The organism is Paenibacillus sp. CH40 (assembly GCF_024213605.1).
Taxonomy (GTDB): Bacteria; Bacillota; Bacilli; order Paenibacillales; family Paenibacillaceae; genus Paenibacillus; species Paenibacillus polymyxa_B.
Map to the genome: position 1 here is coordinate 207492 of NZ_JANAVQ010000001.1, position 24852 is coordinate 232343.

Here is a 24852-nt window from a genome sequence, read left to right on the forward strand (position 1 = left end):
TGAAGTTTTAAACCATCTATTACTACTATGAGGAAACTTGGCTTAATACGTTTTTAATTCGCTTATCTAGTTCTAATTTTTCTTTTTCTAACAATTGTTCTTCAAAAATATCTGCTATGTTAAACTGCTGTAATTCTTGTTTAATTAGTTGTAGCCCATCAATCTTTGATAGCCCTTGGTCTAATAAGTTTTCAGCTAGTGTTGTGTACACGATTAATTTTTCACTTAATGTATTTTTACAATCACGTTCAAATCGCTGAAATACACTAGAAATAACTTCATCCGCCAAGACATTTTCTTCGTTAACTTGTTTAAAGAAAACATTAACTTCATTTGTCAATTCATCGTAATACCAACATACTCTTGGATAATAGTCTAATATCTTATTTTCCAACTGTTGTAATACAAAATTCTTACGATTAAATAAGTCTCTGTATTGCTCGGAGGTTAATTTTTGTTCTTGCTCAATTAAATTAAAATCTAGTTCAGACAATCTTTTGCTTAAATTGTTTTTAACAGTATACAAAACTCTTGGAAGAGTTAATAATATTTCCCCGTAAACGACATTAATTAAAGCTTTGTCTGTTTCACTTCTATTCATCAATCCTTCAAAATCATAGAATGTTCTTGCAATTGCTTCTTTACTACTCATCATTTCTTCATTTTTATAATCTTGGTAATTTTCATTGATGTATTCTAAATATTCTTCATATCCATAAACCATTTATAAAAACCTCCAGAGTTATCCTATCTATACGCAATATTATTTAATATTTCATACTTTGTTTCAGCATCTCTTAAGCAAATATTTCTAGCAGCATCAGGAGCCTCTCGGTTGCCTTAAATATTGGATTGTCAGGTTTAAAAGGAAATTCGTCAGTTTGTATAAGTGGTTTGACTTGTAACTCTAATAACAAGTCATTATAAACTTTCTCACTTACGCTATATGTTTCAGGGATATCATGGAAATATATAAAATCTCTATTCTTAAGAAGTATTAAAATAAAATTATGCATTACTAGAGTCGTCTAATATTTCAGTATACCAATAAATCTCATGCCATTTGTCGTCAGGTATCATATCTAAAGCATGCTCTGCAACTTGAGGATACAACCGATCCATTTGGTTCTCCATAACTTTCTTGACCTCCACTTTTATTTTTTACTGTAACTTTTTGAGTTCTACCGCCATTTATTGAGTACGTACTCACTATTAACTAACGGATCTAATAGAATTATGACTGTATTTATGAAGGGGAGGGATGGTAAGTTACTATTTTGTGTAGGAATTAACTTGCTATGTTATGTAGTTACTAATTTTGACATGCAAAAGGCTTATTCCAACTCATTAGATTGAGTTAGAATAAGCCTTGAAATTTTACCAAGCATGTTTGTCAAGTTGTTTTATGTTTGGTTTGTTGTATTATACGATCTTGCTCTCACAATGTAACTGCCGTGTAATACTACAATAGATTCCGTCCGTTTTTAAAGAAAGTTTTTAGCTCTGCTATTCAACCAAATAGGTTGGTAGTGACACATTTCAAAAAGTAGCATACAAAATATTTCTTAATCATCTTCATCTTCATCATCTTCTAAATGAGGGGTAACCGGGTACCCTGAAGGATCAAACATATATTCAACGCACTCTTTTTCATCTGAAAGAACAAGACTTATCATATCACCACCACCAAACGGTGAAGGTGGTACTTTTATATCAATAATCCAAGAGTACCCTTCAACACCTTCAAATTTCTCATAAAAAGCTATTGACTCGCCAGAATTGGAATTGATTACTCCCTCTAATTGGTACTCGTCATTATAAATTCTAGAAATTTGGAGCAATCTGTCTATGGTTAATTGAGTATATATTTTAGGTAGTTTATTTCTATCAATCCCTAATATAGAAAAGGAAATTACCTTTTCTTCATCAGAAATAACCAGAAACTCTTCAAAATCCTTGAAGTCTACCTCAACAACCCAAGCACCACCAGTCAATGCAAAAAAATTATCATAATACTGAACAGATTTGTTTGTGTCACTATCAATAGTCCAATGATTGTAGTTATTGTTACGTTTGTTGATGTACTCTTGTGCAACATTTAACGCTTGCAATGCAGAAAATTTTGGATTACTCATCTAAACACCCCCTAAATATTTCAGAATTTGCAGGTGGCCATCCAAATGGCGCCTTACGTCCATTATTCCTCAGTTTATAAATGTATCGTTCAGTAGCAATTAACTCAGCTCTTGTAAAATTCTTTTTATTCTCCATTATTATTTTGTAGACATGTTCTTCTCTTTCTAAGATACTTTGTTTTAAATATTTATTTTTACCCAATTCTAACCATTGCTTTGCATGTACGCTTTCATGAAAGGCCGCTATTTGAGATGGTTTTCCTCTAAAATACATGATTCCTGTTTCAGGGTCAAAACCTCCAGCTTTATTTTTTGGTACCTTTTCTTTGTCAATTACAACTTTAATCCCTGATTGATCCATATCTTTTTTGAATTTTTTAAAGTCTGATGTACGTATTTTTCTATTACCATATTCGTCAATTTTAAAAACATTTCCACTTACTCTTTTTGTGTCCCATTCTGCCTGATCCAGATCAGTAGTCCGAGCCTTGATACCACCATTACGAGTCCCCTCATCAATTGGTCTGTTTACACCTGGACCACCTTTTGGTTTGGGTTTTACAGGCGGATTCTCTACAATAGGTGGCTGGCTGGACCTAGAAGAAGACCTTCCCGCAGTCCCCATACCGATACGAGCTGTTACAATCCCATAAGTCGTGTCTTCGACTAAATCGCTTAAGCCTGTCCTTTCCATGTAATCTCCAGATTTTTGTCCAATAAAGCCTTGATTGTATCGAGTAATGAGTGCATCCATTTTCTCTTTGTCCAACTCAATAGCATTTGTAGAGTCCACACCCATCGCTACTAAACCATCTTCAATGGCATTGAGAGTTCCTTCATCCCATACGTGTGTGCGTTTTGCATTGACGATACGCTGGATGGCGGCCAATTTATTAGGATCTTTAATATCATACAGTGATAGTTTGCGCTTCATTGTAATTTCAGTGCGCAGTGCTTGCTCTGCTTGTTTCAGCTTAGTTTCATCCTGCCACCAGTTGGCTGTAAAATAATCAGTTTGATTCCAATATGAAGTATATTCACTAGTTTTTCTTTCTCTCCATAATGCAAGTTTTGGATTCTCATGTTTCTGCGTTTGTGCTGCTTGAAGGCGTTGTTTTTCCTCATAGTCTCGGAGCCATTTCTTCTGAATGTTTTTAGGAACTTGCTGATACGCTTGAGCCATGGCATTTGACTCTTTCAGCAGGTTTTGAATCAGTTCTAATGGGCCACCAGAATGCACTATATGACGTGCACTCGTAAACACTTTCCCCAAAATCCACTTGCTATAATAGGCTTCCTTAGCCCGCTCATGCTCGTATTGGCTTATTAGCCCTTGGAGCGCTAAACTAGCCAGATGCTTCAGTGGATGCAAACCACCTTTAGGAGCACTACCACCAGCGTGACTTGTTCCTTTGCTCCGAACGGGGATCATTGCGGTTGCTTTCAGAATGACACCCGTCGCAGGCCCACCTAAAGCTCCCGCAACAACGCCAGCCACTTTTCCCATCACTGGAATGGAGCCTAATAGCTTGGACACCGTACCCAACAAAGAATTGGCTTGTTGAAGTGCAGCTGGACTTGTCACTTTGGCGGTAGGAGTGCTGTTTGATGATGTCTTAGCTGTCGATGGAGCTTGCGCCGCCTCGTATGCTTTGATGCTCATCAATGGCGGCTCAGGTACAGGAGGGAGGTCGGCTACGAAAACAGGTGCCTTCACCGTACCTTCCTGATATATCACCGGAGCTTTAGTATCCGTTTCACCATCCAGTACCATGCTGCTGGCTCCGCCTTTTAGATATAGCGCCGTTCCAGCTTCTAGTGAAAGCTCCTCGCCAGCATTGAGTTTCACGTGACCACCCTGAATCTGCACATTCCCCGGACTGTCGATGGTAATGCCGCTACTTTCATGCAGTGTAATGGAAAATTCACCGGAGGTGGATAGGGTCAGCTCATGCTCAGACATTTCTACGCCGCTACCTTGCACATGTTGCCATACCTTCACATTCGGCTGTCCATTTGCGTGGCGTTGTTGTCGCAGTGAATCCGTGACATAGGCATCTTGTTCACGGTGGGTAGGCAGATACAGTTCCACCTGTTCCCCGATTTCAGGCATATCGTACCAGCCACTATGTTCTTCGGCGACATAACGGGTGGACACCGGAAACCAGCACGCTTTGGCAGGATCTTGCTTCGGGTCGATGTCCAGTTGAAGCTGTACAAAATCCTGCTGTACCTTCAGTATCGTTCCTGTCAACGAAATCCCGGTGGCCTGATCGTTTTCGTACCGGGCATAGCGGATATCCTGTTCGGCTTGAAGATCATAACGGGTGCGCAGTAAGCCATCTGCTAAGGTTGTCACTGCTCGAACCACGACCAGTTCTTTGCCTTGTCCAATGGGTAACGTGATGAGGTCACCCAGCGCATAGTATTGTAGGCTTTCGATCATATAGGTGACATACGAGCTAGCACGTTCTCCTGGCTTTTCCGTATCCAGCTCATGAAACGTTTTTCGTACTCGATAAAATACATCCCGCTCCACCTTATGCTGCTTGCCTTCGGGCATCCCGAAGAAAACCTTGGGCGAGGCTGCGGTTACCTCTGGCACGAGTACGGAGCCAAAGCGAGAAGCGAGACGTTTTAAAAACGCCCAATCGGTCTCCTCATATTGTAAAACAAATGTCTCTAGTTTGGCAGAGTTGCTTACCGTATCAATGGCATCTCCGTATTGATATTTTCGAACCAGCGCAGTGACCAGATCATCATAAGTACGGTGAATATCTTGATAGGAGCGTCTTTTACGTTTAATATCCATCTGGTATGAATGGGAAGCGGCCTCCAGTTCAAATGTATACACGCCTCGCACACAGTGTACGGACATACGTGTAACAATCCCATGGAACAGCCTTCTCAGTGATTGTCCCTGATCGTCCAACTGACGAATCACAATGGGCTCTTGCTCCATATTTTGACCGATACAAGCTGCTCCCTGTTCTTCGGAGAGTATGCCACTGATATGTAGAAAGGCATGATCATTAATGGTGCGTGTTATTTGAAGTTGTTCGATGTGTAGTGGCTGAAAGAGACCATAAAAGCGTAGGCTTTCATATCCGATCCCATCTGATAATACGTTCAAGTGAGTTCATAACTCCTTTCTAGATGCGATGGGTATTTCCAAGTAAAGCACGTCATCTTGCAATTGCTTCTGATTATAGAAGCAGCAGATGGGTACAACGGTGAGTCAAAATAGATATGTATTACAAGGTTTGTACGCTATAAAGGAACGAGAGGTGATATTTAATAAGCAACCCAGCATATGTATTTATCGGTTAAAAGAGAGATTTAGTTTACAGAATGATCCATTCATTGGGGGATTTTCAATGTGTTTGTAGTAGGAGATTTGGTGGAAACGTAGAGCAGAGGATATATGTTCCTTCCGTCATCTCAATAGACGAAATATATTGAGAGAGAACGTTAAGTTAGATAGTTTGGGAAAAAGTTGTATAGCAAACAATCACAATTATATTAATTAATGTAGATCGTAGGTCGTACTATTTCGAAATTTTCGGTGTTACATTTTTTATATTTTTTCATTGATCGTATTATGTAAACGTATGAAACTATTGTATGAATATAAAAAATCAATTCGTTCTATTCGTCTGGGTAATTAGTCTCAAATTTTATCGAGGAAGTTATACTCTATCTAGGTTGAATATGGTAAAGTAAGTGTATTCGTATTTACATAGAGTCTTGTGGTATGAGAAAATTTTCTATGAATTTAGCAAACCGGAGGGTTGGGTGATATCCATGGATGAGTTTGGTAATAATAATGATCTTGTACAATTAGTGGAGACTGATCCTATTGAAGAGGAACATGGTGTTAGTGTCGCTGCTAGAATTATTTATCAATTGGGAGAACAGCTAATTTCAGATGAGTTTGTGGCACTAGCTGAATTAATAAAGAATTCTTATGATGCTGATTGCACATCAGTAAAAATTAATATAAATACCACTGTAAAAACTCCGCATGGTCAAGGTCGTATAGTGATTGAAGATAACGGAAATGGGATGACGAAGAGCCTAATGACTCAAAATTTTCTGAGAATCTCTACTTCTTTTAAAAAGAATTTTAAATACTCGCCACATTTTAATAGACGCACACTTGGTGAAAAAGGATTAGGAAGGCTGTCAATTCAAAGATTAGGAAATTATCTTAGTTTGGTGACAACACCACGTATTGAGAGAATACAAGGCATTGTATCAGAAGAGGATGTTGAGTTTTCAAAAAAATATAACCAATATAAACTAGAAATAAACTGGAATGAATTTAAAGAGTCTGAAGGAGATTTATCCAGCATTAAAGCTAAATGTTCATACTTATTTACTGATAGTCCTCGTTATGGGACAAAAATCATTATAGAGGGCATAAGAAATCTTGATTTTTGGTATATCAACAGAAAATTACAAACAAGAATAAATACTGAAATATTTGGAATGGTGAATCCTTTTGTTCAAAATAACAAACAAAGGTTCCAAGTAAATATTGAGATTGACGGTATCCCATTTTCTAATAGTAAAATTGATGAAAATGTATTGGATAAAATGAGCGATATTATGGTTGAATTCTTTTTAGAAAATAAGATTCTTAAGATAAACTTGCTTTTTAAAAAACGGTATATAGATCGATTATTAAAAGACTTTATTAATAGAATGATAGATCGTGGTTTTACAAAACATAAAATAAAGGAGGAGTATTTTGGGAAAGATGAGAAAATAGTAATTGATTTAGAAACTGACGAGTTAGGAATTGAATTCCCGTATTTAAAAGAAATTAAACTCCAAAAACATTATGATACTAAAAAAGGAATTGAGGAATTAGCCTATCCGGGCGATTTTAAGGGTAAGTTGTTTATTAGTGATCAATCAGGAGAAGCATATAATGAGTCGCTATTATTATTGCAGCAAAATAATATGGCTTTTAAAACAATTAAGGAACTAAAGTCGATTTGGCAAGCTGCAGTAGGAGTGTATTTGTTTAGAAATGACTTCCGAATATTTCCTTATGGTCCAGACTATGACTGGTTGGGTGTAACTACAAGGTCACAAAGATTAAAAGCTAATGCATTAAAAGAACATACTATTTCTGGTTATGTTCAACTTGACAGCATTAGTAGTGAAAAATTAACTGAACAGACAAATCGTTTTGGACTTATAGAAGATGAATATGGAAAGAATTTTTTTACATTAGTACGCTCGATTATTGCTGAAATTGTTACAAGACAGGATATAAAGTTAAGAGCTAATTTTAATGTTCAAGAGATTAAAGAGAACTCGACGAAGGTTGAATCAATTGATAAAAATATAATTTTTGAAAGATTAACTAATAGAGTTGAACTTAAACAAAATATCTTATCACATGTTAAACAAGTTACAAATGACTTGAGTGAAAAGGGTGTATCGAATGATAACACTTTTCAGATAAAGCTAAAAGAAATTGAAGGTAAAATCAGTCAACTTGAAAAACTAAATGAAGAGGACGAAGAAGAGCGGAAGCAAGAGAATTTCACCATAAATCAGCGGATTATTGATTTACAAGCACTTGTAGGCTTGGCAGGCCAAGGAATGATTGTTGAGTCTTTAACACATGAATTACATCGTATTGAGTCTAATATTCGTTATTATGCTAAAAATTCTAAGGATATCATTATGAAAAATGATGATAATAAAGATGAATTATTAGATTACCAAGATAGTATTATACAAGAAGTTGTTTATTTGCAACAACAATTGGAACATCTTGAACCAACATATAAGAAGAATAGTCTTATATTAGAATCAATTGAGATTACTAAACTTCTGAAGAACTTGTATATTGGAAATAATCCAATGGCGAAAAAGGCATCGATGAATAAGGTCTCGGTAAATGTGATAGGAAATGATTTTGTTATAGCAGCTAATAAAGGTTTGCTAATCACTATATTTGATAATTTATTTTTAAATTCTTTATATTGGGTTTCTATGGCAGGAGAAGAAAAGAAAATTATTTTTGAAATAGATGATCTTAATAAAACAGTGGTGGTTTATGACTCAGGTCCAGGCGTTCATAGAGACATAGAAGATATTCTATTCCAACCATATGAAAGTATGAAACAAGATGGAAGAGGGTTGGGCTTATATATAGTTAAGGAACTCATAAGTTCAATTAATGCAACTATATTTTTAGATAAAACTAATAAAAATAAATTCGGTAATTACTATAAGTTTATACTAGCTTTTAAATGAAATTAGGAGTGTTTTTTATATGATGATCCATCCGATGGAAAAAAAAGAAGATGTGGAGAAAGATCCATATATGAATGAGTTAGACGAATTGTTGAAAAATTTGGATATTAAACATATATTTTCGTATGACGATGAGTGGAGTAATGAAAGGCTAGAAGAAGAAATGGAGGAGAAAAAGAAAAAATTAATAACATTAAATTATAATGAATTTTCAGCTAAGTTTGCAATAAAAATATTAGCTCCAGAGGAAACTTATTTATTGAATGAAGACCTTTCAACTGTGGATGAAATACTAAATTCCACTGGAAAGGAAATAGAGAGACTAAAAAAAATGTTTCTTAAAGTTATTAACAAAGAAAGAGAAAGTAATCCTTTGATCATGTTAAAATCAGTTCTTGATAAGGTAGAATCAAGCAAACAGGTTTCAGTTAAAACATTCGCAAATAGATTTGATCTCGCTAACGTTAAAGATGTAGATGGAAGAATTTTGTTCTTATTGGATATGAACATGGGGGAAAGTGATCAAGAAAAAGATGTAGTTATTAAAACGATAATTGATATTAATACATCTCGCCCTAATTGTCACGATATTGCTGTTGTATATTCTCATGAAAAACTTGAAATGTATAAAAAACATGACACAAAAGTAAGTTACGTTGAGTCATATATAGAGCAGAATAATTTAAGTCTTCATCCTGATAATGAAGCAAGTAAATATTTAATACCTTTTCAGTTGTGGGCCATAAGTAAAGGAGAGGCTGATGGTGAATTAATAAAGACTATCACATCTACTCTTGAAAAAGCAGCATTTGGATATTCGTTACATGATTATTTGGAGAAAAAGCATGAGATAACTCAAAAGGCTACTCTAAATTTAATAAAATTGCCTGAGGAAACTTTTGAAGTCCTTTATGGAGACTCGTTTGTTGAAGGTGAAATTTTTCTTGATGTTTTAGAAAGAACTCATCAAAGTGTTTTGAATAAAATTGAATTTGAGGCTGTTCGCAGTAATCCACAAATATATGAAAATTTACTAGCATTATCAAAAATAAAAAATGAAAAAATATCTGCGGAAATAAAAGCTCAAGGTATTAAAAATTACCGCAATAATAATGCCAGAAAGAAAACAGATCCTAGTATTTTTAAGGGGCTGCCCGAGTATGGATTAATAAACTATACTATAAATGCTACTTATACTGATATAATGACTGGTGATGTGTTTGTGTTTGATACTTATGAATCTAGTGATAAGAAATATGGGATATTAGTGACAACTGATTGTGATTTACCGATTAGGCCAAAGGGTAATGAAATTAAAGAATGTGGCAGAAATACAAAATTAGTAACGTTACTACTTTGCGATTGTCTAGTATTTTCTAAAACAGACGTAAAAGCTAAAGGGAAAATTGAAGATGGGGAAGGATTATGGCCAGTACTTCTTAATGGAGAGCATTGTTTACTAATCCCTGACACAAAAAATACCCTATTAACTATTGATTCTAGGATTTTGGATCTATGTTCATTAAATAGTGAGGGTTGGGCTGTCTTACCAGATGATATTACGGATATCGAATCTTTTAAAACCTATTATTTTAACGATTACTATAAAAATAATTTATCTAATTGGATTGATAATGTTGACAAATTAACAACTTATATTCCTGAAAATATAATGTTACCAGAGGTGGCGGCTACTTTATCTGGTGAAAAAATGGGTGATCATACACAACGCCTAGTCAATATCATGGCTGGATTAAAATATACAGTGAGACTTAGTCTTGAAAACAGGAAATTTGAAATAAAGAGAGTTGGAAGATTAGAAACCAGAAGGACGTTGCAGTTAATTCAAACAAAAGTTAACCACATGAGTAGAATAGGCTTAACATCTATTCCCGGAGCATAAATAGCTTTTAGAAAGTAATTATCTTTGATAAAATTATTGCTAGAATGGCCGTACACATGGATTAAGTGTACGGCTTAATCCTGGAGCGCACTCCAGGCAAGGAGATGGTTTAATTTGAATCGAGAAAGTGTTGTTGAAAGTAAGAAATCTGATATTTGGAATTTAGATTTAAATTACTCAGGAGAGAATAATTACACATCATTTTTTTCTTCAACTGGAAACATTCATTCTTATCCAGCTAAGGCTGTCCCAGATATGGTTCATTCTTTACTTTTAAATCTAAAAGAGCATTACAATGTTTCAACTGTACTGGATCCGTTTGTTGGGAGCGGAACTGTTGCTTTAGAATCAAAGGTGTTAGGATTAGATTTTTTTGGTTCCGATCTAAATCCTCTTGCAGTAATGCTATCTAAAGTAAAAGTACTATTAATTGAGAATACGGGGTACATTGAGCAACAAATTAATATACTTCTTGAGGATTTATCAAGTTTACAATTGAATAAAAACACTCCATTTATTATTGAAAAATTCGAAAATATTGAGTTTTGGTTTAAAAGGGAGAATATAAGGGAACTTTCTTTTATTAAGGATAAGATTAATCAATTTTTGAAAAAAAGAACTAAAAAGTACAAAGGAACATTTGCACTTATCTTATTAATTGCTTTCAGTTCTACTATAAGAACAGTTTCTTTAACGAGAAATGGAGAATTTAAGTTATACAGAATATCCCCATCTGATTTAGAAAAATTTAAGGTTGATGCAGTTGAAGTCTTTAAAGAAAAGATGAAAAATCTTTTGGAATTGTTAGAAAAAGCAAATAAACAATATAAAGAACAAACTATCTCAGAGATACATCTTGCTAATGCAAAGGATTTATTTTACTTGAAGGATAAGCGAGTTGACTTGGTACTAACATCGCCTCCTTATGGGGATTCTAAAAGCACAGTAGCATATGGTCAATATTCAAAGTTATCACTGCAATGGATGAAAGATTTAATGGAAGTACATTTGGGAATAAAGGTTTATTCTGATAATTGTGACGAACACCTCTTAGGAGGGAAGAAATCTGATTTTACTTTTGATGATGAAAGAATATTAAGCTCACAAACGATGAGGAATCTTATAGAGGAAATGAATATAATTACAAATAAAAGAAAGAAGAAAATAACTGAAACTCTCGATAGCTTAAATCTGATGATCGAGAACAATAATAGATATTCATATATTATTGAAGCACTTAATAATGAAGAATTAAAAATATTGATTACTGAAAGAGTAAGGCTTGATATATATAGAAAAATAAAAAATTCCGCTAAGCACCTTTCAGATAAGAAAATTAAGCAAATTGCTAAATATGAGACTTCTAGATTTATACTAGATTTACTTGATAATAGGCATAAAGTACGTTATCGGAGGACTCAGCAGCTAAATAATAAGCTTCCTTATGTTAAAGAAACAATAATTAGGAAGATGAAATCTCAACCTAAAAGAATAGTTGAAGTTATAAATTTTTTCAAAGATTTATACAAAGTTGTAATAGAGACAGATAGTATCTTGTTACTCGGTGGACTACAAGCATGGATTGTTGGGCATAGAACAGTATTAGGTGAAATTAATGTCAATATGGCTCAAATCCTAAATGATTGGTTTAAAGATTTAAATTATAAGCAAATTACTTCTTTGCAGAGACAATATTCATTTAAAAGAATGCCACACCATATCAATTCCACAGCTACAAGAAATAGTGAAATAAAGACAATGATGCAGGAACATATTTTGGTAGTTCAAAAACAGTAGTATTACAAGTTGTTGCCTTGTAGGGACATACTTTTTTAATTGAGCGCTACTGTGAAGTTACTTAAATTCCATGTTCTAAGACCTAGTAGTATACTAGGTCTTTTAGTCATGTACATTCCACGCCTGGTCATAATTCCTTATTATTGAGAGATACGATCATCTGATATATTGTTCTATTCGATTCTCTATTATTCTCTCATTGTTACGTATCCACGTACCACATCCAGCATCATCCTTTGCTACACTTTGAATAAAAAGGAGATGATAACTTGGATACTCTACCCAAGATACTAAAGAGCGTGGAACATACGAAACCATCTGAAAATACTACTGAGCAATACGAAAGTTTGGTACAGCAGGAAGATGAACACATAGAGAGACTTAAAACATGCACAAAGCTCATTTGGGATGCGCTAGCTATTATTTCTCAAAAGGCAAGCGTACTTCACATGGAAACCGTCAAAGAAGCAGCCGACCATCTTAATATCATGGAACTGGACCTTCGCAGGGAATTGTTTAAAGTTCGTTTGAAAAAAAGTATTTTGGCGAACAAAATGAAGCAAACCCAAGCATAGCAGCGGAGGGAACAAAGCCGTCCTGAAGAACCGAAGCGTTCGGCTGAAAGCTTTCCGTAAGAAAGCTGCTTCGTTAGCATAACCGCCGCTGGATTTTCGCCATTAAAATACAGTTGAAGATCTGGAGGCTACAGCGATCGAAAGAATGATCGTCCCCCTAGCGGTCTTAAATGCACATACGTTCTCAATCCAGCTACTAAATCCTTTTTCAATGAAGAAACCCGACATGACCCTTCACAGTCTGATCGGGTTTTCTCATTTCAATCCCTCCATCCCCGCGCATAAATCTTCACTCCTTCCAAACCACTCGCCACCCAGATAGTTACACCCACTCCCAAGATCATGTATAGTAAAGTTATGGGAAATAAACATGAACCCGCATAAGATTTTGAACGTTTAACCGTACAATAAGAAACATGGCAAAAACGAGGAGGAACGTGATGATACATCCAACACAGATTCAGGATATGCTGCAAGCCGCGCTGGAGACGGGCGGAGATTTTGCAGAGGTGTTCGTCGAGGACCGTACCAATGGACAACTGGGCATGACCGGGGGCGTCGTGGATACGGCGCTGTCAGGCCGGGATTTTGGGATTGGTATTCGGATCATGAAGGAGCACTTTTCGGTGTATGCCTACACCAGTGATATGAGCGACCAGAGCCTGATCCGACTGGCCAAATCGGCCGCCAAGGCCATTCGCGGAGGTGGAGCACCAGGTACACACACCATTACACTCCACCCCCATGCGATCCCTAACCAACATCCGATTACGATCATTCCTGACGGTTCACAGAAACGCGCCAAGATCGACATGATGAGACGGGCGCATGAGGCGGCAAGCCAATACAATCCTTCCATTACGCAAACCTCCATTGGGATTAGCAACTCGATCCAGAACGTGCTGATCGCCAATAGTAACGGGCTACTGGTGGAGGATACCCGTACGTATACACGTATGAGAATAAGCGCGATTGCGACTGATGGGGAGCATAGACAATCTGGCTTCCGTGGGCCGGGAGCGTATGCAGGGACTGAATTCTTGGAGAATCTGAATATCGAAGAAAATGCGAGACACGCCGCTCGTATTGCGACCACGATGGTCAAAGCGGGATATGCACCTAGCGGCAGACTGCCTGTCGTGATTGAGAATGGCTTCGGCGGCGTTCTTTTTCACGAAGCATGTGGACACGGATTGGAATCTACGGCGGTGGCTCATGGAACCTCAGTGTTTGCCAATAAGATCGGGCAGCAGGTGGCTTCACCGCTTGTCACGGCTATAGACGATGGAACGATTCAGAACGCGTGGGGCTCGCTCAATATCGATGATGAAGGAGCGCCGACACAGCGCAACGTACTGATCGAGAACGGTATTTTAAAAGGATATCTGATCGACCGCATGGGCTCGCGCCAGATGGGTGTACCTGCGACAGGGTCAGGACGAAGACAGTCCTATAAATTTTCGCCTGCGTCCCGTATGAACAACACGTTTATTGCGAATGGTGATTCGACCCGTGAAGAGATCATTGCAAATACGGAGTACGGGATCTATGCCAAATCGCTGGGCGGCGGTTCGGTGAATACCTCGACCAGCGAGTTTAATTTTGCGGTTGAAGAGGCGTACATGATTCGCAACGGCAAAATTGCCGAGCCGGTCAAAGGCGCAACGCTAATCGGCAAAGGGATTGAAACCCTACAAAATATTGATATGGTCGGCAACAATCTGGATCATGGTCAGGGGATGTGCGGCTCGGTCAGCGGAAGTCTTCCGGTCAACTGCGGACAGCCGACAATTCGCGTGTCCGAAATGACCGTCGGCGGACGGAAGGGGGAATAGGCGATGAATATTCAGCAATTTCAGGAAGCGTTGTTCACAAAAGGCCGGGAAATCGGCTACGCGGATATGGAAATCTACTATGTCAATGGACGTTCTACCTCGGTGAAGGTACTGAAGAGAGAAATTGACCAATATACCATCGTGGAGAACGGTGGACTTTCCTTCCGGGGCGTCATTAACGGGAAAATGGGCTATGCCTCTACGGAGAAGCTGGAACCGGACGTGATCGACTTTTTATTGGAAGAAGCACGAAGCAACGCGGACATATTGGAGAGCGAAGAGCAGGATGAGCTGTTCGCAGGCTCTGAGAGTTATCCTGAGCAGCCTGCCTATACCTCAGCGTTGGCCGACACCGCTCCTGAGATTCTGATTGAAGCGGCGCTAGAAATGGAGCGCACAGCGCTTGCCGCAGATCCAAGGATTGTGATGGCTCGGCATTGCTCGGTCAGCATTCGTGAAAATGAGGTTTTGATAGTAAATACAAAAGGACTGCACTGCCATCGTCGCAAAAGTCTGGCGAGCGCTTATGTGTATGTGATTGCAGCAGATCATGACGAGACCGTTACCGGGGGTTGGCATGATTATTCGCTGCGAAGTGTGGAAGAAATCGATATTGCGGATGTGGCGCGTAAAGCCGTAAAAGAGGCTGTTTCCAAGCTGGGTGCGCACACGATCCAATCGGATAACTATCCGGTCATTTTCCGTCATGATGCAGCAGCGCAATTGCTGGCTGCGTATACGTCGGTATTTTCAGCGGAGTCGGTGGATAAAGGCTTTTCGCGATTAGTTGGGAAACTAGGGCAAAAGGTGGCAAGTGAGCGTATTACGCTGATTGATGATCCGCTGATGGAGAACGTTCCCGCAGGCAGTACGTTTGATGCCGAAGGCAGCGCAACTCATCGTAACGAGATCATCAAGGACGGGGAACTACGGACGTATTTCCATAACCGCAAGACAGCCCGTAAGGCTGGGGTGGAAAGTACCTCTAATGCTTCCAAGGGAAGCTATAACGGTAAAATCGGTGTGTCGTATCATAATCTGTATGTGGAACCAGGGACGTCTACGTTGGAGGACATGATTCGCAAGACGGATCGCGGGTTGATGATCGTCGAGCTGCAGGGGCTGCATGCGGGTACGAATACGGCGTCCGGTAATTTTTCGCTGGCTTGTCTGGGATACTGGATTGAACAGGGGCAAGTGGTCAGAGCAGTCAATCAGATCACCGTATCGGGCAACTTCTTTGATGTGTTGCAACAGGTAGAGGAAGTAGGCAACGATTTGCGTTTTACGGGAAGCTGCACATCGCCTTCGCTCAAGCTGGCTGCACTCTCGATTTCAGGTTCCTAATGACTGGAGCAGCCTTCTTTTTTCAGACTCACGGGCTGTTCCTGACGTTTTAATTGCTTAGCGATGACAGATGCCTGATGCATCGAGGTATGGTAAAGTAGGAGAAAGTCTTTGAAATATGAAAAAAAGGCTTGGTTACAGCACCGCGACAGGGTATTATAGACAATAATATATTCGAAAAAAGGTTCGAATTGAATTTTTATTGGGGGATGTATATGAGATATATAAGCACTAGAGGTCGAGTAGAAGCCAAGGGATTTATTGATACCGTGCTCATGGGGTTAGCTGACGATGGAGGTCTGATGGTACCTGAGCAGATTCCGACCGTGTCGGCATCTACGCTGGAGCAATGGGCAACATTGAGCTACAGAGAGCTGCTGCTGGAAGTTTTTGCGCTGTATATCAATGATGAGATTCCTCGTGAAGATTTGGAGCAGCTAGTGGAGCGCAGTTATGCGAGCTTCCGTCATCCAGAAGTTACGCCAGTGAAGAAGATCAATGATTCTCTGTCTATTTTGGAGCTGTTCCACGGACCTACGTTTGCGTTCAAGGATGTGGCGCTGCAATTTATGGGTGAGTTTTATTCCTACGTGTCCAAAAAGCAGAATGAGATCATTCACATTTTGGGTGCAACCTCAGGCGATACCGGGGCAGCGGCGATTCAGGGTGTGCGTGGCAAGGAAGGCATTAAAATCTGTATTTTGCACCCACACCAAAAGGTGAGCAAGGTACAAGAGCTGCAAATGACGACGGTTGACGATGAAAATGTATTGAATCTGTCCGTAAAAGGGAACTTTGACGATTGTCAGAAGGTCATTAAGGACCTGTTTGCCGATCTGGATTTCAAAGCTAAACATCATTTGCGGGCGATTAACTCGATTAACTTTGTGCGTATCTTGGCGCAAACCGTATATTACTTCTATGCTTATTTCCGGGCGCAGGAGTCTGCGGGTACAAAAAAAATCAATATCAGTGTGCCATCTGGCAACTTCGGCAATATTTTTTCCGGATTTCTTGCGAAGAAAATGGGCTTGCCGATCCATAAGCTGATCATTGCAACCAATGAAAATAATATTTTGGAGCGCTTCGTGAAGACTGGCGAATACAAGCCAGGCGACTTCAAAAGCACATACAGTCCTTCGATGGACATTCAGGTGGCGAGCAATTTCGAAAGATATCTGTATTACTTCCTTGGAGAAGATGCAGCCAAGGTATCTGAATACATGAATAACCTCAAAACCGAGGGACGGATTGTGATCAGTGCAGAGGATTTGAAACGGGTACAGCAGGATTTTGAAGCGCTCGGTGCTTCGAATGAGCAGTGTCTGGAACTAATCAAAAAATATAAGGCCGAATACGATTATTTGCTCGACCCCCATACGGCATGCGGTATTGCCGCGTATGAGGCGTATAATGGCGCGGACGAAGTATGTGTGACCTTTGCGACAGCGCATCCGGCCAAATTTGATGAAGCCATCCGTCTGGTGGACATCAAGCAGGAGTTCCCGGCGCAAATTGAACAATTGTTCTCCAAATCGCAGCATCAGCAGGTGGTAGAGCATGACGAGGCAGAAATTGTGCGTCAGCTTAAAGCCTTTTATGTGTAAAAGAATGGGAAAAGAGGCTACGCCCTGCGCGCAGCCTCTTTTTCTTATTTCCATATTCCAGACATAATGTATGTTTTAGTTTCAATTTGTTCACATTATAATGCCATGTAGGGTAAGGTGTTAGGGCCTTAGAAATCGTGAGAAAAGCCCGTGAATCAAGGGATTTAGCTTTAGGAAACTAACAGACAATGAGAGGTTCATAGAGTTATTTAATGAAGGATACAAAAATTTTTTATAGGCGAATTAGATGTATTATTATAAAAAATCATGTATAGTTAACTAAATTTTATGAATACATAAAGTTCCACTCTCGAAGGTGCAGAATAAAGTCGTTCCGTCATTTAACAGAGGGGCTAATTATAAAAGGGGTGTATTAAAAAAATGACCATGATCCGTCCAGAGCAGAGTCAACAAGCAGCAGCCGAATATGTGCAGTCCGTTTTTGAGAAGGTTATCGCGCGCAATCCTCATGAGAATGAATTCCATCAGGCCGTCAAGGAAATATTGGATTCGCTAATTCCGGTATTGGCTAAGCATCCTAAGTATATGCAGCAGGGGCTTCTGGAACGGCTAGTGGAGCCGGAGCGAGTCATTACCTTCCGTGTACCTTGGGTGGATGATGCAGGGGTTGTACAGGTCAACCGTGGCTTCCGCGTGCAGTTTAACAGTGCGATAGGGCCTTATAAAGGTGGACTTCGCTTCCATCCGTCTGTATATCTGGGAATCGTCAAATTTTTGGGTTTTGAGCAAGTTTTCAAAAATGCATTGACGGGTCTTCCCATCGGTGGTGGTAAAGGCGGCTCGGATTTTGATCCCAAAGGGAAATCAGATAACGAAGTGATGCGTTTTACACAAAGCTTCATGACTGAGTTGTATAAATATATAGGTCCAGATGCCGACGTTCCGGCAGGGGATATTGGTGTAGGCGGACGTGAGATCGGATACATGTTCGGGCAGTACAAGCGGATTCGCGGAGGACATGAAGGTGGCGTCCTGACGGGTAAAGGGATTCATTACGGAGGCAGTCTCACACGTACAGAAGCGACTGGCTACGGTTGTGTATATTTTGTAAACGAGATGCTGCAGGCTCAGGGATCGTCCTTTGAAGGAAAACGCGTCGTCGTGTCCGGCTCGGGGAACGTATCTATTTATGCGATTGAAAAAGCACAGCAGCTCGGTGCTACAGTCGTGGCATGTAGTGACTCGAATGGCTACATCTATGATCCAGACGGTATCGATCTGAAGCTGGTGAAGCAGCTGAAAGAAGTGAATCGTCTGCGGATTAGTGAGTATACTCAAGAGCGTTCAGGCGCAATCTATACAGAAGGCTGTTCGGGGATCTGGTCGATCCCATGCGACATCGCACTGCCATGCGCCACACAGAATGAAATTGACGAGCAAGCAGCCCAGCTGCTGGTAAGTAATGGCGTAAAAGCTATAGGCGAAGGTGCCAATATGCCATCCTCGCTACAGGCCATTGAAGTGTTTTTGGACAATGGAGTTCTGTTTGGACCAGCCAAGGCAGCCAATGCAGGCGGAGTAGCGGTCTCAGCGCTTGAAATGTCGCAGAACAGCATGCGCCTGTCATGGACCTTTGAGGAAGTGGATGCCAAGCTGCATGATATTATGAAAAATATTTATGCTAACAGCGTGAAGGCGGCCGAGGAATACGGCGTGCCGGGCAATCTGGTTGTCGGAGCCAATATCGCAGGATTTGTGCGTGTGGCCGACGCAATGCTGTCCCACGGGATTATTTAGCACAACGGAACATCTTCTTATCTCCTATTGCATGATGATTTCTAAGTAAGCTAATAAAGTTAAATTGAAGCTGAGCGGCTCTTGTGCGAGTCGCTCAGCTTTTATTTGCAAAGAGCACTTTATTTTTCTCAGGGACTTGATTTATTTTTAAAGAGGATGTATATTACTTGATAGATCAATAATTGATGGATCAAAGGTCGGATCACGAAGCCCAGCGATATGCTTAAGGGAGGAGAGATTGATATCACCCAGACACCATCCGAGCCTGAGTATATTTTTGACATGCTGTTGTTGCTGAACAAGCAGATTAGCTCCAAGTTTGAGCGTTGCGCAGGAGTCAGCGCATCCAGATTGCAGTTATTGTGCAAGTTGTATCAAGTGGAGGAGATTAGTCAAACTCTGCTGCAAAAAGAGGTTGGCATTGACGCTGCAGCCGTAACGCGCCATTTGAAACAACTGGAAGCGACAGCTATGGTCACACGACGCACGAAGCCAGAGGACAACAGGGTTACCTTGGTAAGCCTGACCGATTATGGGCGTGCACGCATTGTCATCTTTAAGCAGGAGCGCTCGCAGTTTGTAGCTCAGCTGCTACAGAGCTTCGATGAGACCCAGCGGCACCAACTAGCTGATATGCTGCAAGTAATGAATAGTCATATATCCGATATGGACTGACCCCAATTACATTATACCCATAGGGGAAACAAGGAGGAATTTACATGCCAGTAATTACTATTGAAGCAGGCAAATTAAATAAAGAACAAAAAAGATCGTTGGTCACTGAACTTACCACATCAGCTTCAACCATAATGAATGTACCCGAGTCGGCTTTTATTGTTTTGATTAGGGAAAGCGAAAAAGAAAACATTGGTTTGGGAGGAAAATTATTATCTGATCGCTAATGTCAGAAGATGAAGTGGGTTCATTCATTTTTAAGGTAAGGAGCCATTTCTGTAATGAATTAATTTGAGATTTGAACAAAAAAAGCGCCTCCTGTATGCACGGGTACAGAACTGGCAGGATCGCTTTTTTCCAGAGTACACGCAGGTATTTAAAGACTGGGAAGGGAAAGCTTCGCGCATTACCTTGCAGGAGTTTCCAACGCCAGGTGAGATCGTAGAATTAGGTGCAGAAGCCATCGTCCAGCGCTGGAAGAAAGACGTGAAGCGAGCCCGGCAACTGGTGGAAACGGCGAGAAGTTCCATCGGTCTGACCGAAGGACTTCCAGCAGCAAAAATAGAGATTAAAACACTTCTGGAACAGTACGACATGTTCGCCAGACAGCTCGAAGAGATTCTAACCGAGGTGGAACGTCTACTCTCACAAATCCCAGGAACGAAAGAGATGCTCACTGTGCCAGGCGTGGCTGTGGTCACCTTGGCGGGGTTCCTGGCGGAAGTGGGGGATCTAAGGGGTTACGAGCATGGACAGCAGATTATACGGCTGGCCGGACTGAATCTCAAAGAGAACAGCTCGGGGAAGAAAAAAGGAAAATCCAGTATAACCAAACGAGGACGCGCAAGGCCAAGAGCGCTACTGTTTCGGGCCGTGATGCTCATGGTGGCGAAGAATGCGGAGTTTAAGGCACTGCACCAATACTTTACCAAACGAAGCCAGAATCCACTGAAGAAAAAGCAATCGATTGTAGCGTTGTGCGGGAAGCTGATTCGCGTTCTTCACACGCTCGGCACCAAGCAAGTTCGGTACGATGCAAACGACGTTTTAGGGCCAGTACGTGAGGCCCAGTTACAGAAGACAGCTTAAGAAAAACCGGATTCATGTTTCTCATCGGACAGGAATAAGCAGAGACAAAGGAAGCACGGAGCAGCCGCAGGAATCATTTCCATAAGGGCAATGGGAGGGTAAGCCGTCAAGAGTCAGGAGTGGATATCCAAGGTGCGATTATAGAAGTCGATCCATAGATTGGGAAAAATGTCTCAACCTCTATCCTGCCACCGGCTCTTCCGGAAAATAATGACATCCTTACATGACTTCTCCAGTGCTCGATATGTCAATGGCTGAAAACCGAAGAACGAGTGAGAAAACATGAGAAAATATTAATTTATAGTGGGAGAGATTGGAATGAATAATACGAATACATCCAGTACAGTAAAAACGAATGATTTTAAAGAAATCGCCCTGGGACGCCGTTCTGTAAAAGTATATGATCCGTCCGTGAAGATCAGCCGTGAGGAAATGACAGAGATTTTGACAGAAGCTACACGCGCACCATCTTCCATTAACCTGCAACCTTGGCGTTTCCTCGTCATTGACAGCCCTGAAGGTAAAGCTACACTGGCACCATTGGCCCGTTTCAACCAACGTCAAGTAGAAACATCTTCAGCAGTGATCGCTGTATTTGGGGATTTGAATAACTTTGATAATTTTGAACAAATTTTCGGAGAAGCTGTAGAACTGGGCTATATGCCAAAAGACATTAAAGAAATGCAACAGGAAAAAGTGGCAGCTCATTTTGCAGCGCTTGATCCAGTTGTGAACAAAGAAACGGTCCTGATTGACGGTGGTTTGGTATCCATGCAGCTTATGCTGGTAGCGCGCGCTCATGGTTATGATACTAACGCTATTGGCGGTTTTGAAAAGGATCAAATTGCTGAAGCCTTTGGTCTGGAAAAAGATCGTTATGTCCCTGTTATGCTCATTTCCATGGGTAAAGGAATCAACGAGGGTCATCCGTCCACACGATTGCCTATTGATCAAATTGCACAGTGGAAATAAGGGAAACGAACTAATATCTATGCGCAAAATAAAAAACAGGCGGACAAAGGAAATCCTTTGCTTCGCCTGTTTTTTTATTTGCTTAGATGCAACGTAGATCGCGGGTGCTTATCACGTTCTCAGTCTTTCGGTTATCATGTCACGGTATTTGCTCCCGGCGGCTCTGTCGGATCAGCGGTGTCATTCTGAGGATGATGATAATGCTTGGGCCATATAATTTGGTGCGAAGTATGGCTAAGCTCCTCATAAAATAACGGGGCTTTCTTGATTAGACGTATGACCAGATGGAAAAAGAACCATCCATTCATCACCAACAACAAAAGGCTGATCAGAACACTTACCCATGGAGAGACTTGAGACCACAGCACGGGTCCACCCAGTACGTAATTAAGTCCAAAATACAACCAATACAAGAGACTGTAACGCTTGATGAGCCCCCACAGGGAAATCCGTTGTCCCGTTCCTGTAAGATGAATACGCACCAGCCATTTCCCAGGAGTTCGTCCATTCGTCAGGTAAGGGACCCCCATAAAGTAGACCCCACTGGAAACCCAGAAAGCAGCAGGAACATGCAGAGACTCCATGATGCCGAGCAGCCCGGTCCAAATGATAGAATCCATGAAAAAGGCTACGCCCCGTCGGGTATAGGACACTCGCTTCGTTGCCATGTCCACATGCTTGTCCAGATGTTCCAAGCGGGGCAGGAAGCGTGAAAACCATTCGCCTAATAGAAAGCCTAGCATACCGCCCAAGGTATTAGCCAATAGATCGTCCACATCGAACACGCGATACGCATGGTCAAAAAATCCATACAGTCCTGTCAGCTGCGTCACCTCAAAGAAGAGGGAGAGGATAAAGGACAGAATCAGACACCATCCCCATCGTGCACGGAAATAATAACGTAAGAACATACCGAAAGGCACGGTCATCACAACGTTAAAAACGACTTGCAGAAAAGCGCGCTCCTTCAGCAAATGAACATAGCTGGAGGGATGGGCGGGTGAGACGGATGTTTCTCTTATAATGTCATGAACGAACTGCAAGGGTATCAATTGTAACGCCCCCCCAGCTAGTGCAGCATTATGACGCGATGCCGGAAGTGGGAGTATGACCAGAAAGAAGGCGTTCATCAAGTATAAAAGCATCAAGTAAAGCAGCCATGCTCTAGCCTTGTGAATATAGCCATGCCTGCGATATTGCACGATTAGAAAAGGCAGTGTAAACAATAAGGCAGCAAAAGGAAACGCAAGAAAGGCATACGAAACAGGAAATAGATACGATTGAATCATGTGCTGCTTACGCCTGCTTTCTCCGGAATTTCACCAAAGACCAGATGATTAGAAATGCCATGAAAGCCACGCACACGCTAATGCTGATGCGATTTTGCGGGTCAAGCAAGAACAGGAACGCAATTACCCATAGGCATCCCACTGTAACCGCCGTTACATAAGGGAATCCCCATATCTTGAAAGTAGGCTCCACTGGATAAGATTTGCGCAATTTCAATTGGGACAGACAAATGCAGCTCCAGACGAGCAGCACGACAAAGCCAGGTACAGCCATCAAAATACGGAACAGCCCGTCCTGAGCGATATAAGCAACCATGGAACCGACAATCAGGATTACAGCGCACAATTTGAGACTATTCACCGGAACCCCATTAGAAGATACGCGGGCGAGTGATTTGGGACCTTCTCCATTGACAGCGAGCGAATGCAGCATACGTGTAGCCCCGTAAATCCCCGAATTGGCGGCAGACAGTACAGCGGTGATCAGAATAAAGTTCATGACATGAGCTGAGCCTTGAAGCCCTACGGAAGACAATACCTGTACAAACGGGCTAGTATCCGCATCCAGTTGGTTCCAGGGAATCAAGCCACAAATGATGAGAATCGGTAACGTATAGAACAAAACAACGCGAAGAATAAAGCTTTTAACCACTCTAGGCAGTACCTTTTCCGGATTTTCTGTCTCCGTCAACGTCAGTCCAATCAGCTCGGACCCGCCGTATGAAAAGGTAACGACCAGCAGCGCTGAAAAGATAGCGAGCCAGCCATTGGGGAGAAATCCGCCGTGCTGCGCGTAGTTGCTTAGATAAGGTGGAGTTTCAGTGGGAATAATCCCGAACAGTATACAGCCACCCAAGGCGATGAAGATAATAATCATGGCAATCTTAATACCCGCAAGCCAAAATTCTAGCTCCCCAAAACCGCCGACACTCAGCATGTTGACGACAATAATGAAAGCCGCACTCACTAAACTGAGTACCCATAGAGGAACATCTGGCAACCAATATTGCAGGAAGCTTCCCGCAGCAATGACCTCAATGATACAGACGGCCAGCCACATGAAGCAATACAACCAGCCGATAATAAAGGACAGTCGTTCTCCAAAAGCTTTGCGAATAAAATCCTTCATATTCATGTTGGGATAGACGGTAGCCATCTCGGCAATTGCGCCCATAACGACCAAGAGCAGGAGTCCCGCGAAGACATAGGATAAAATAACTCCAGGTCCCGCCAAGCTAATCGTTTCGGTACTTCCTTTAAAAATTCCCGTTCCGATGACTCCACCCATAGCCATAAAGGTAATATGCCGTGGGAGCAGCTTTTTGTGCAAAGTTGCTTCATTTGATTTCAATATGAAATCCTCCTTCATATAGTGTATAGCTTCAGCATAGCCCAAACAGGGTTACTTCAATTAGACTTATACTACATGAAAATATCCAATTAGGAAATGAAAGAAATAGGATCTGGTAGGGAGATTGAAATCGATAGAGGACAAACTGAAGAAAACAGAGGCAGAATGCTGGCGCTGATGATTGCTCTATCTGCGGTCATTCTGCCTTTATTGCTCTGCTCGGTGGATATTTAAGTGATC

At 40.9% G+C, this 24852-nt stretch carries 17 protein-coding genes and 1 pseudogene; 12 read left to right on the forward strand and 6 right to left on the reverse strand.

Annotated elements, in window-relative coordinates; all coding sequences use genetic code 11:
* Positions 1–25 precede the first annotated feature (25 nt).
* The 4 genes from NLX73_RS00855 to NLX73_RS00870 all read right to left on the reverse strand — a co-directional run bounded on the left by NLX73_RS00855 (position 26) and on the right by NLX73_RS00870 (position 5268).
* Positions 26–724 (reverse strand): Imm3 family immunity protein, encoded by a 699-nt coding sequence (locus tag NLX73_RS00855; RefSeq protein WP_254325114.1) that lies wholly within the window; start codon positions 722–724, stop codon positions 26–28.
* A gap of 284 nt (positions 725–1008) precedes the next feature.
* Positions 1009–1134 carry an immunity protein YezG family protein gene (locus tag NLX73_RS25040; RefSeq protein WP_367997071.1) on the reverse strand — a complete coding sequence of 42 codons (126 nt, stop codon included), beginning with the start codon at positions 1132–1134 and terminating at the stop codon, positions 1009–1011.
* Between the two features lie 431 nt (positions 1135–1565).
* Entirely contained in the window at positions 1566–2135 is a 570-nt protein-coding gene (locus tag NLX73_RS00865) for a hypothetical protein (protein ID WP_254325115.1), read from the reverse strand.
* The gene (locus NLX73_RS00870; RefSeq protein WP_254325116.1) at positions 2128–5268 is read right to left on the reverse strand and encodes a zincin-like metallopeptidase toxin domain-containing protein; all 3141 of its coding nucleotides are present in this window, start codon (positions 5266–5268) and stop codon (positions 2128–2130) included. The genes NLX73_RS00865 and NLX73_RS00870 overlap by 8 nt, the downstream gene beginning before the upstream one ends.
* A gap of 671 nt (positions 5269–5939) precedes the next feature.
* Between NLX73_RS00870 and NLX73_RS00875 the strand changes: the two genes are divergently transcribed.
* The 12 genes and pseudogenes from NLX73_RS00875 to NLX73_RS00930 all read left to right on the forward strand — a co-directional run bounded on the left by NLX73_RS00875 (position 5940) and on the right by NLX73_RS00930 (position 21972).
* Positions 5940–8414 (forward strand): ATP-binding protein, encoded by a 2475-nt coding sequence (locus NLX73_RS00875; protein WP_254325117.1) that lies wholly within the window; start codon positions 5940–5942, stop codon positions 8412–8414.
* Between the two features lie 19 nt (positions 8415–8433).
* Complete coding sequence (locus NLX73_RS00880) at positions 8434–10317, forward strand: hypothetical protein (RefSeq protein ID WP_254325118.1); 1884 nt, start codon at positions 8434–8436, stop codon at positions 10315–10317.
* Between the two features lie 114 nt (positions 10318–10431).
* Positions 10432–12114 (forward strand): DNA adenine methylase, encoded by a 1683-nt coding sequence (locus tag NLX73_RS00885; protein ID WP_254325119.1) that lies wholly within the window; start codon positions 10432–10434, stop codon positions 12112–12114.
* Positions 12115–12383: 269 nt separating this feature from the next.
* Positions 12384–12689: a hypothetical protein gene (locus NLX73_RS00890; protein WP_254325120.1), complete on the forward strand. Its 306-nt coding sequence runs from the start codon at positions 12384–12386 to the stop codon at positions 12687–12689.
* 440 nt (positions 12690–13129) lie between these two features.
* On the forward strand, positions 13130–14524 hold the full coding sequence (locus NLX73_RS00895; protein ID WP_254325121.1) for a TldD/PmbA family protein: 1395 nt from the start codon (positions 13130–13132) through the stop codon (positions 14522–14524).
* 3 nt (positions 14525–14527) lie between these two features.
* Positions 14528–15871 carry a TldD/PmbA family protein gene (locus tag NLX73_RS00900; RefSeq protein ID WP_254325122.1) on the forward strand — a complete coding sequence of 448 codons (1344 nt, stop codon included), beginning with the start codon at positions 14528–14530 and terminating at the stop codon, positions 15869–15871.
* A gap of 215 nt (positions 15872–16086) precedes the next feature.
* Entirely contained in the window at positions 16087–17478 is a 1392-nt protein-coding gene (gene thrC / locus NLX73_RS00905; protein WP_254325123.1) for a threonine synthase, read from the forward strand.
* A gap of 381 nt (positions 17479–17859) precedes the next feature.
* Entirely contained in the window at positions 17860–19236 is a 1377-nt protein-coding gene (gdhA, locus tag NLX73_RS00910; protein ID WP_254325124.1) for an NADP-specific glutamate dehydrogenase, read from the forward strand.
* A gap of 282 nt (positions 19237–19518) precedes the next feature.
* Positions 19519–19911: a MarR family winged helix-turn-helix transcriptional regulator gene (locus NLX73_RS00915; protein ID WP_025718154.1), complete on the forward strand. Its 393-nt coding sequence runs from the start codon at positions 19519–19521 to the stop codon at positions 19909–19911.
* Positions 19912–19955: 44 nt separating this feature from the next.
* Positions 19956–20138, forward strand: a complete 183-nt coding sequence (gene dmpI, locus NLX73_RS00920) for a 4-oxalocrotonate tautomerase DmpI (protein WP_254325125.1) — start codon at positions 19956–19958, stop codon at positions 20136–20138.
* 100 nt (positions 20139–20238) lie between these two features.
* Positions 20239–21000: pseudogene (locus NLX73_RS00925) on the forward strand (transposase); the annotation flags it as partial.
* A 318-nt stretch (positions 21001–21318) separates the two neighbouring features.
* Positions 21319–21972, forward strand: coding sequence for a nitroreductase family protein (locus NLX73_RS00930; protein WP_254325126.1), 654 nt, complete (start codon positions 21319–21321; stop codon positions 21970–21972).
* A gap of 134 nt (positions 21973–22106) precedes the next feature.
* On the opposite strand, the gene NLX73_RS00935 is transcribed toward NLX73_RS00930, so the two are convergent.
* On the reverse strand, positions 22107–23261 hold the full coding sequence (locus NLX73_RS00935; protein WP_254325127.1) for a VanZ family protein: 1155 nt from the start codon (positions 23259–23261) through the stop codon (positions 22107–22109).
* Between the two features lie 7 nt (positions 23262–23268).
* Positions 23269–24612, reverse strand: coding sequence for an amino acid permease (locus NLX73_RS00940; protein ID WP_254325128.1), 1344 nt, complete (start codon positions 24610–24612; stop codon positions 23269–23271).
* Positions 24613–24852 lie beyond the last annotated feature (240 nt).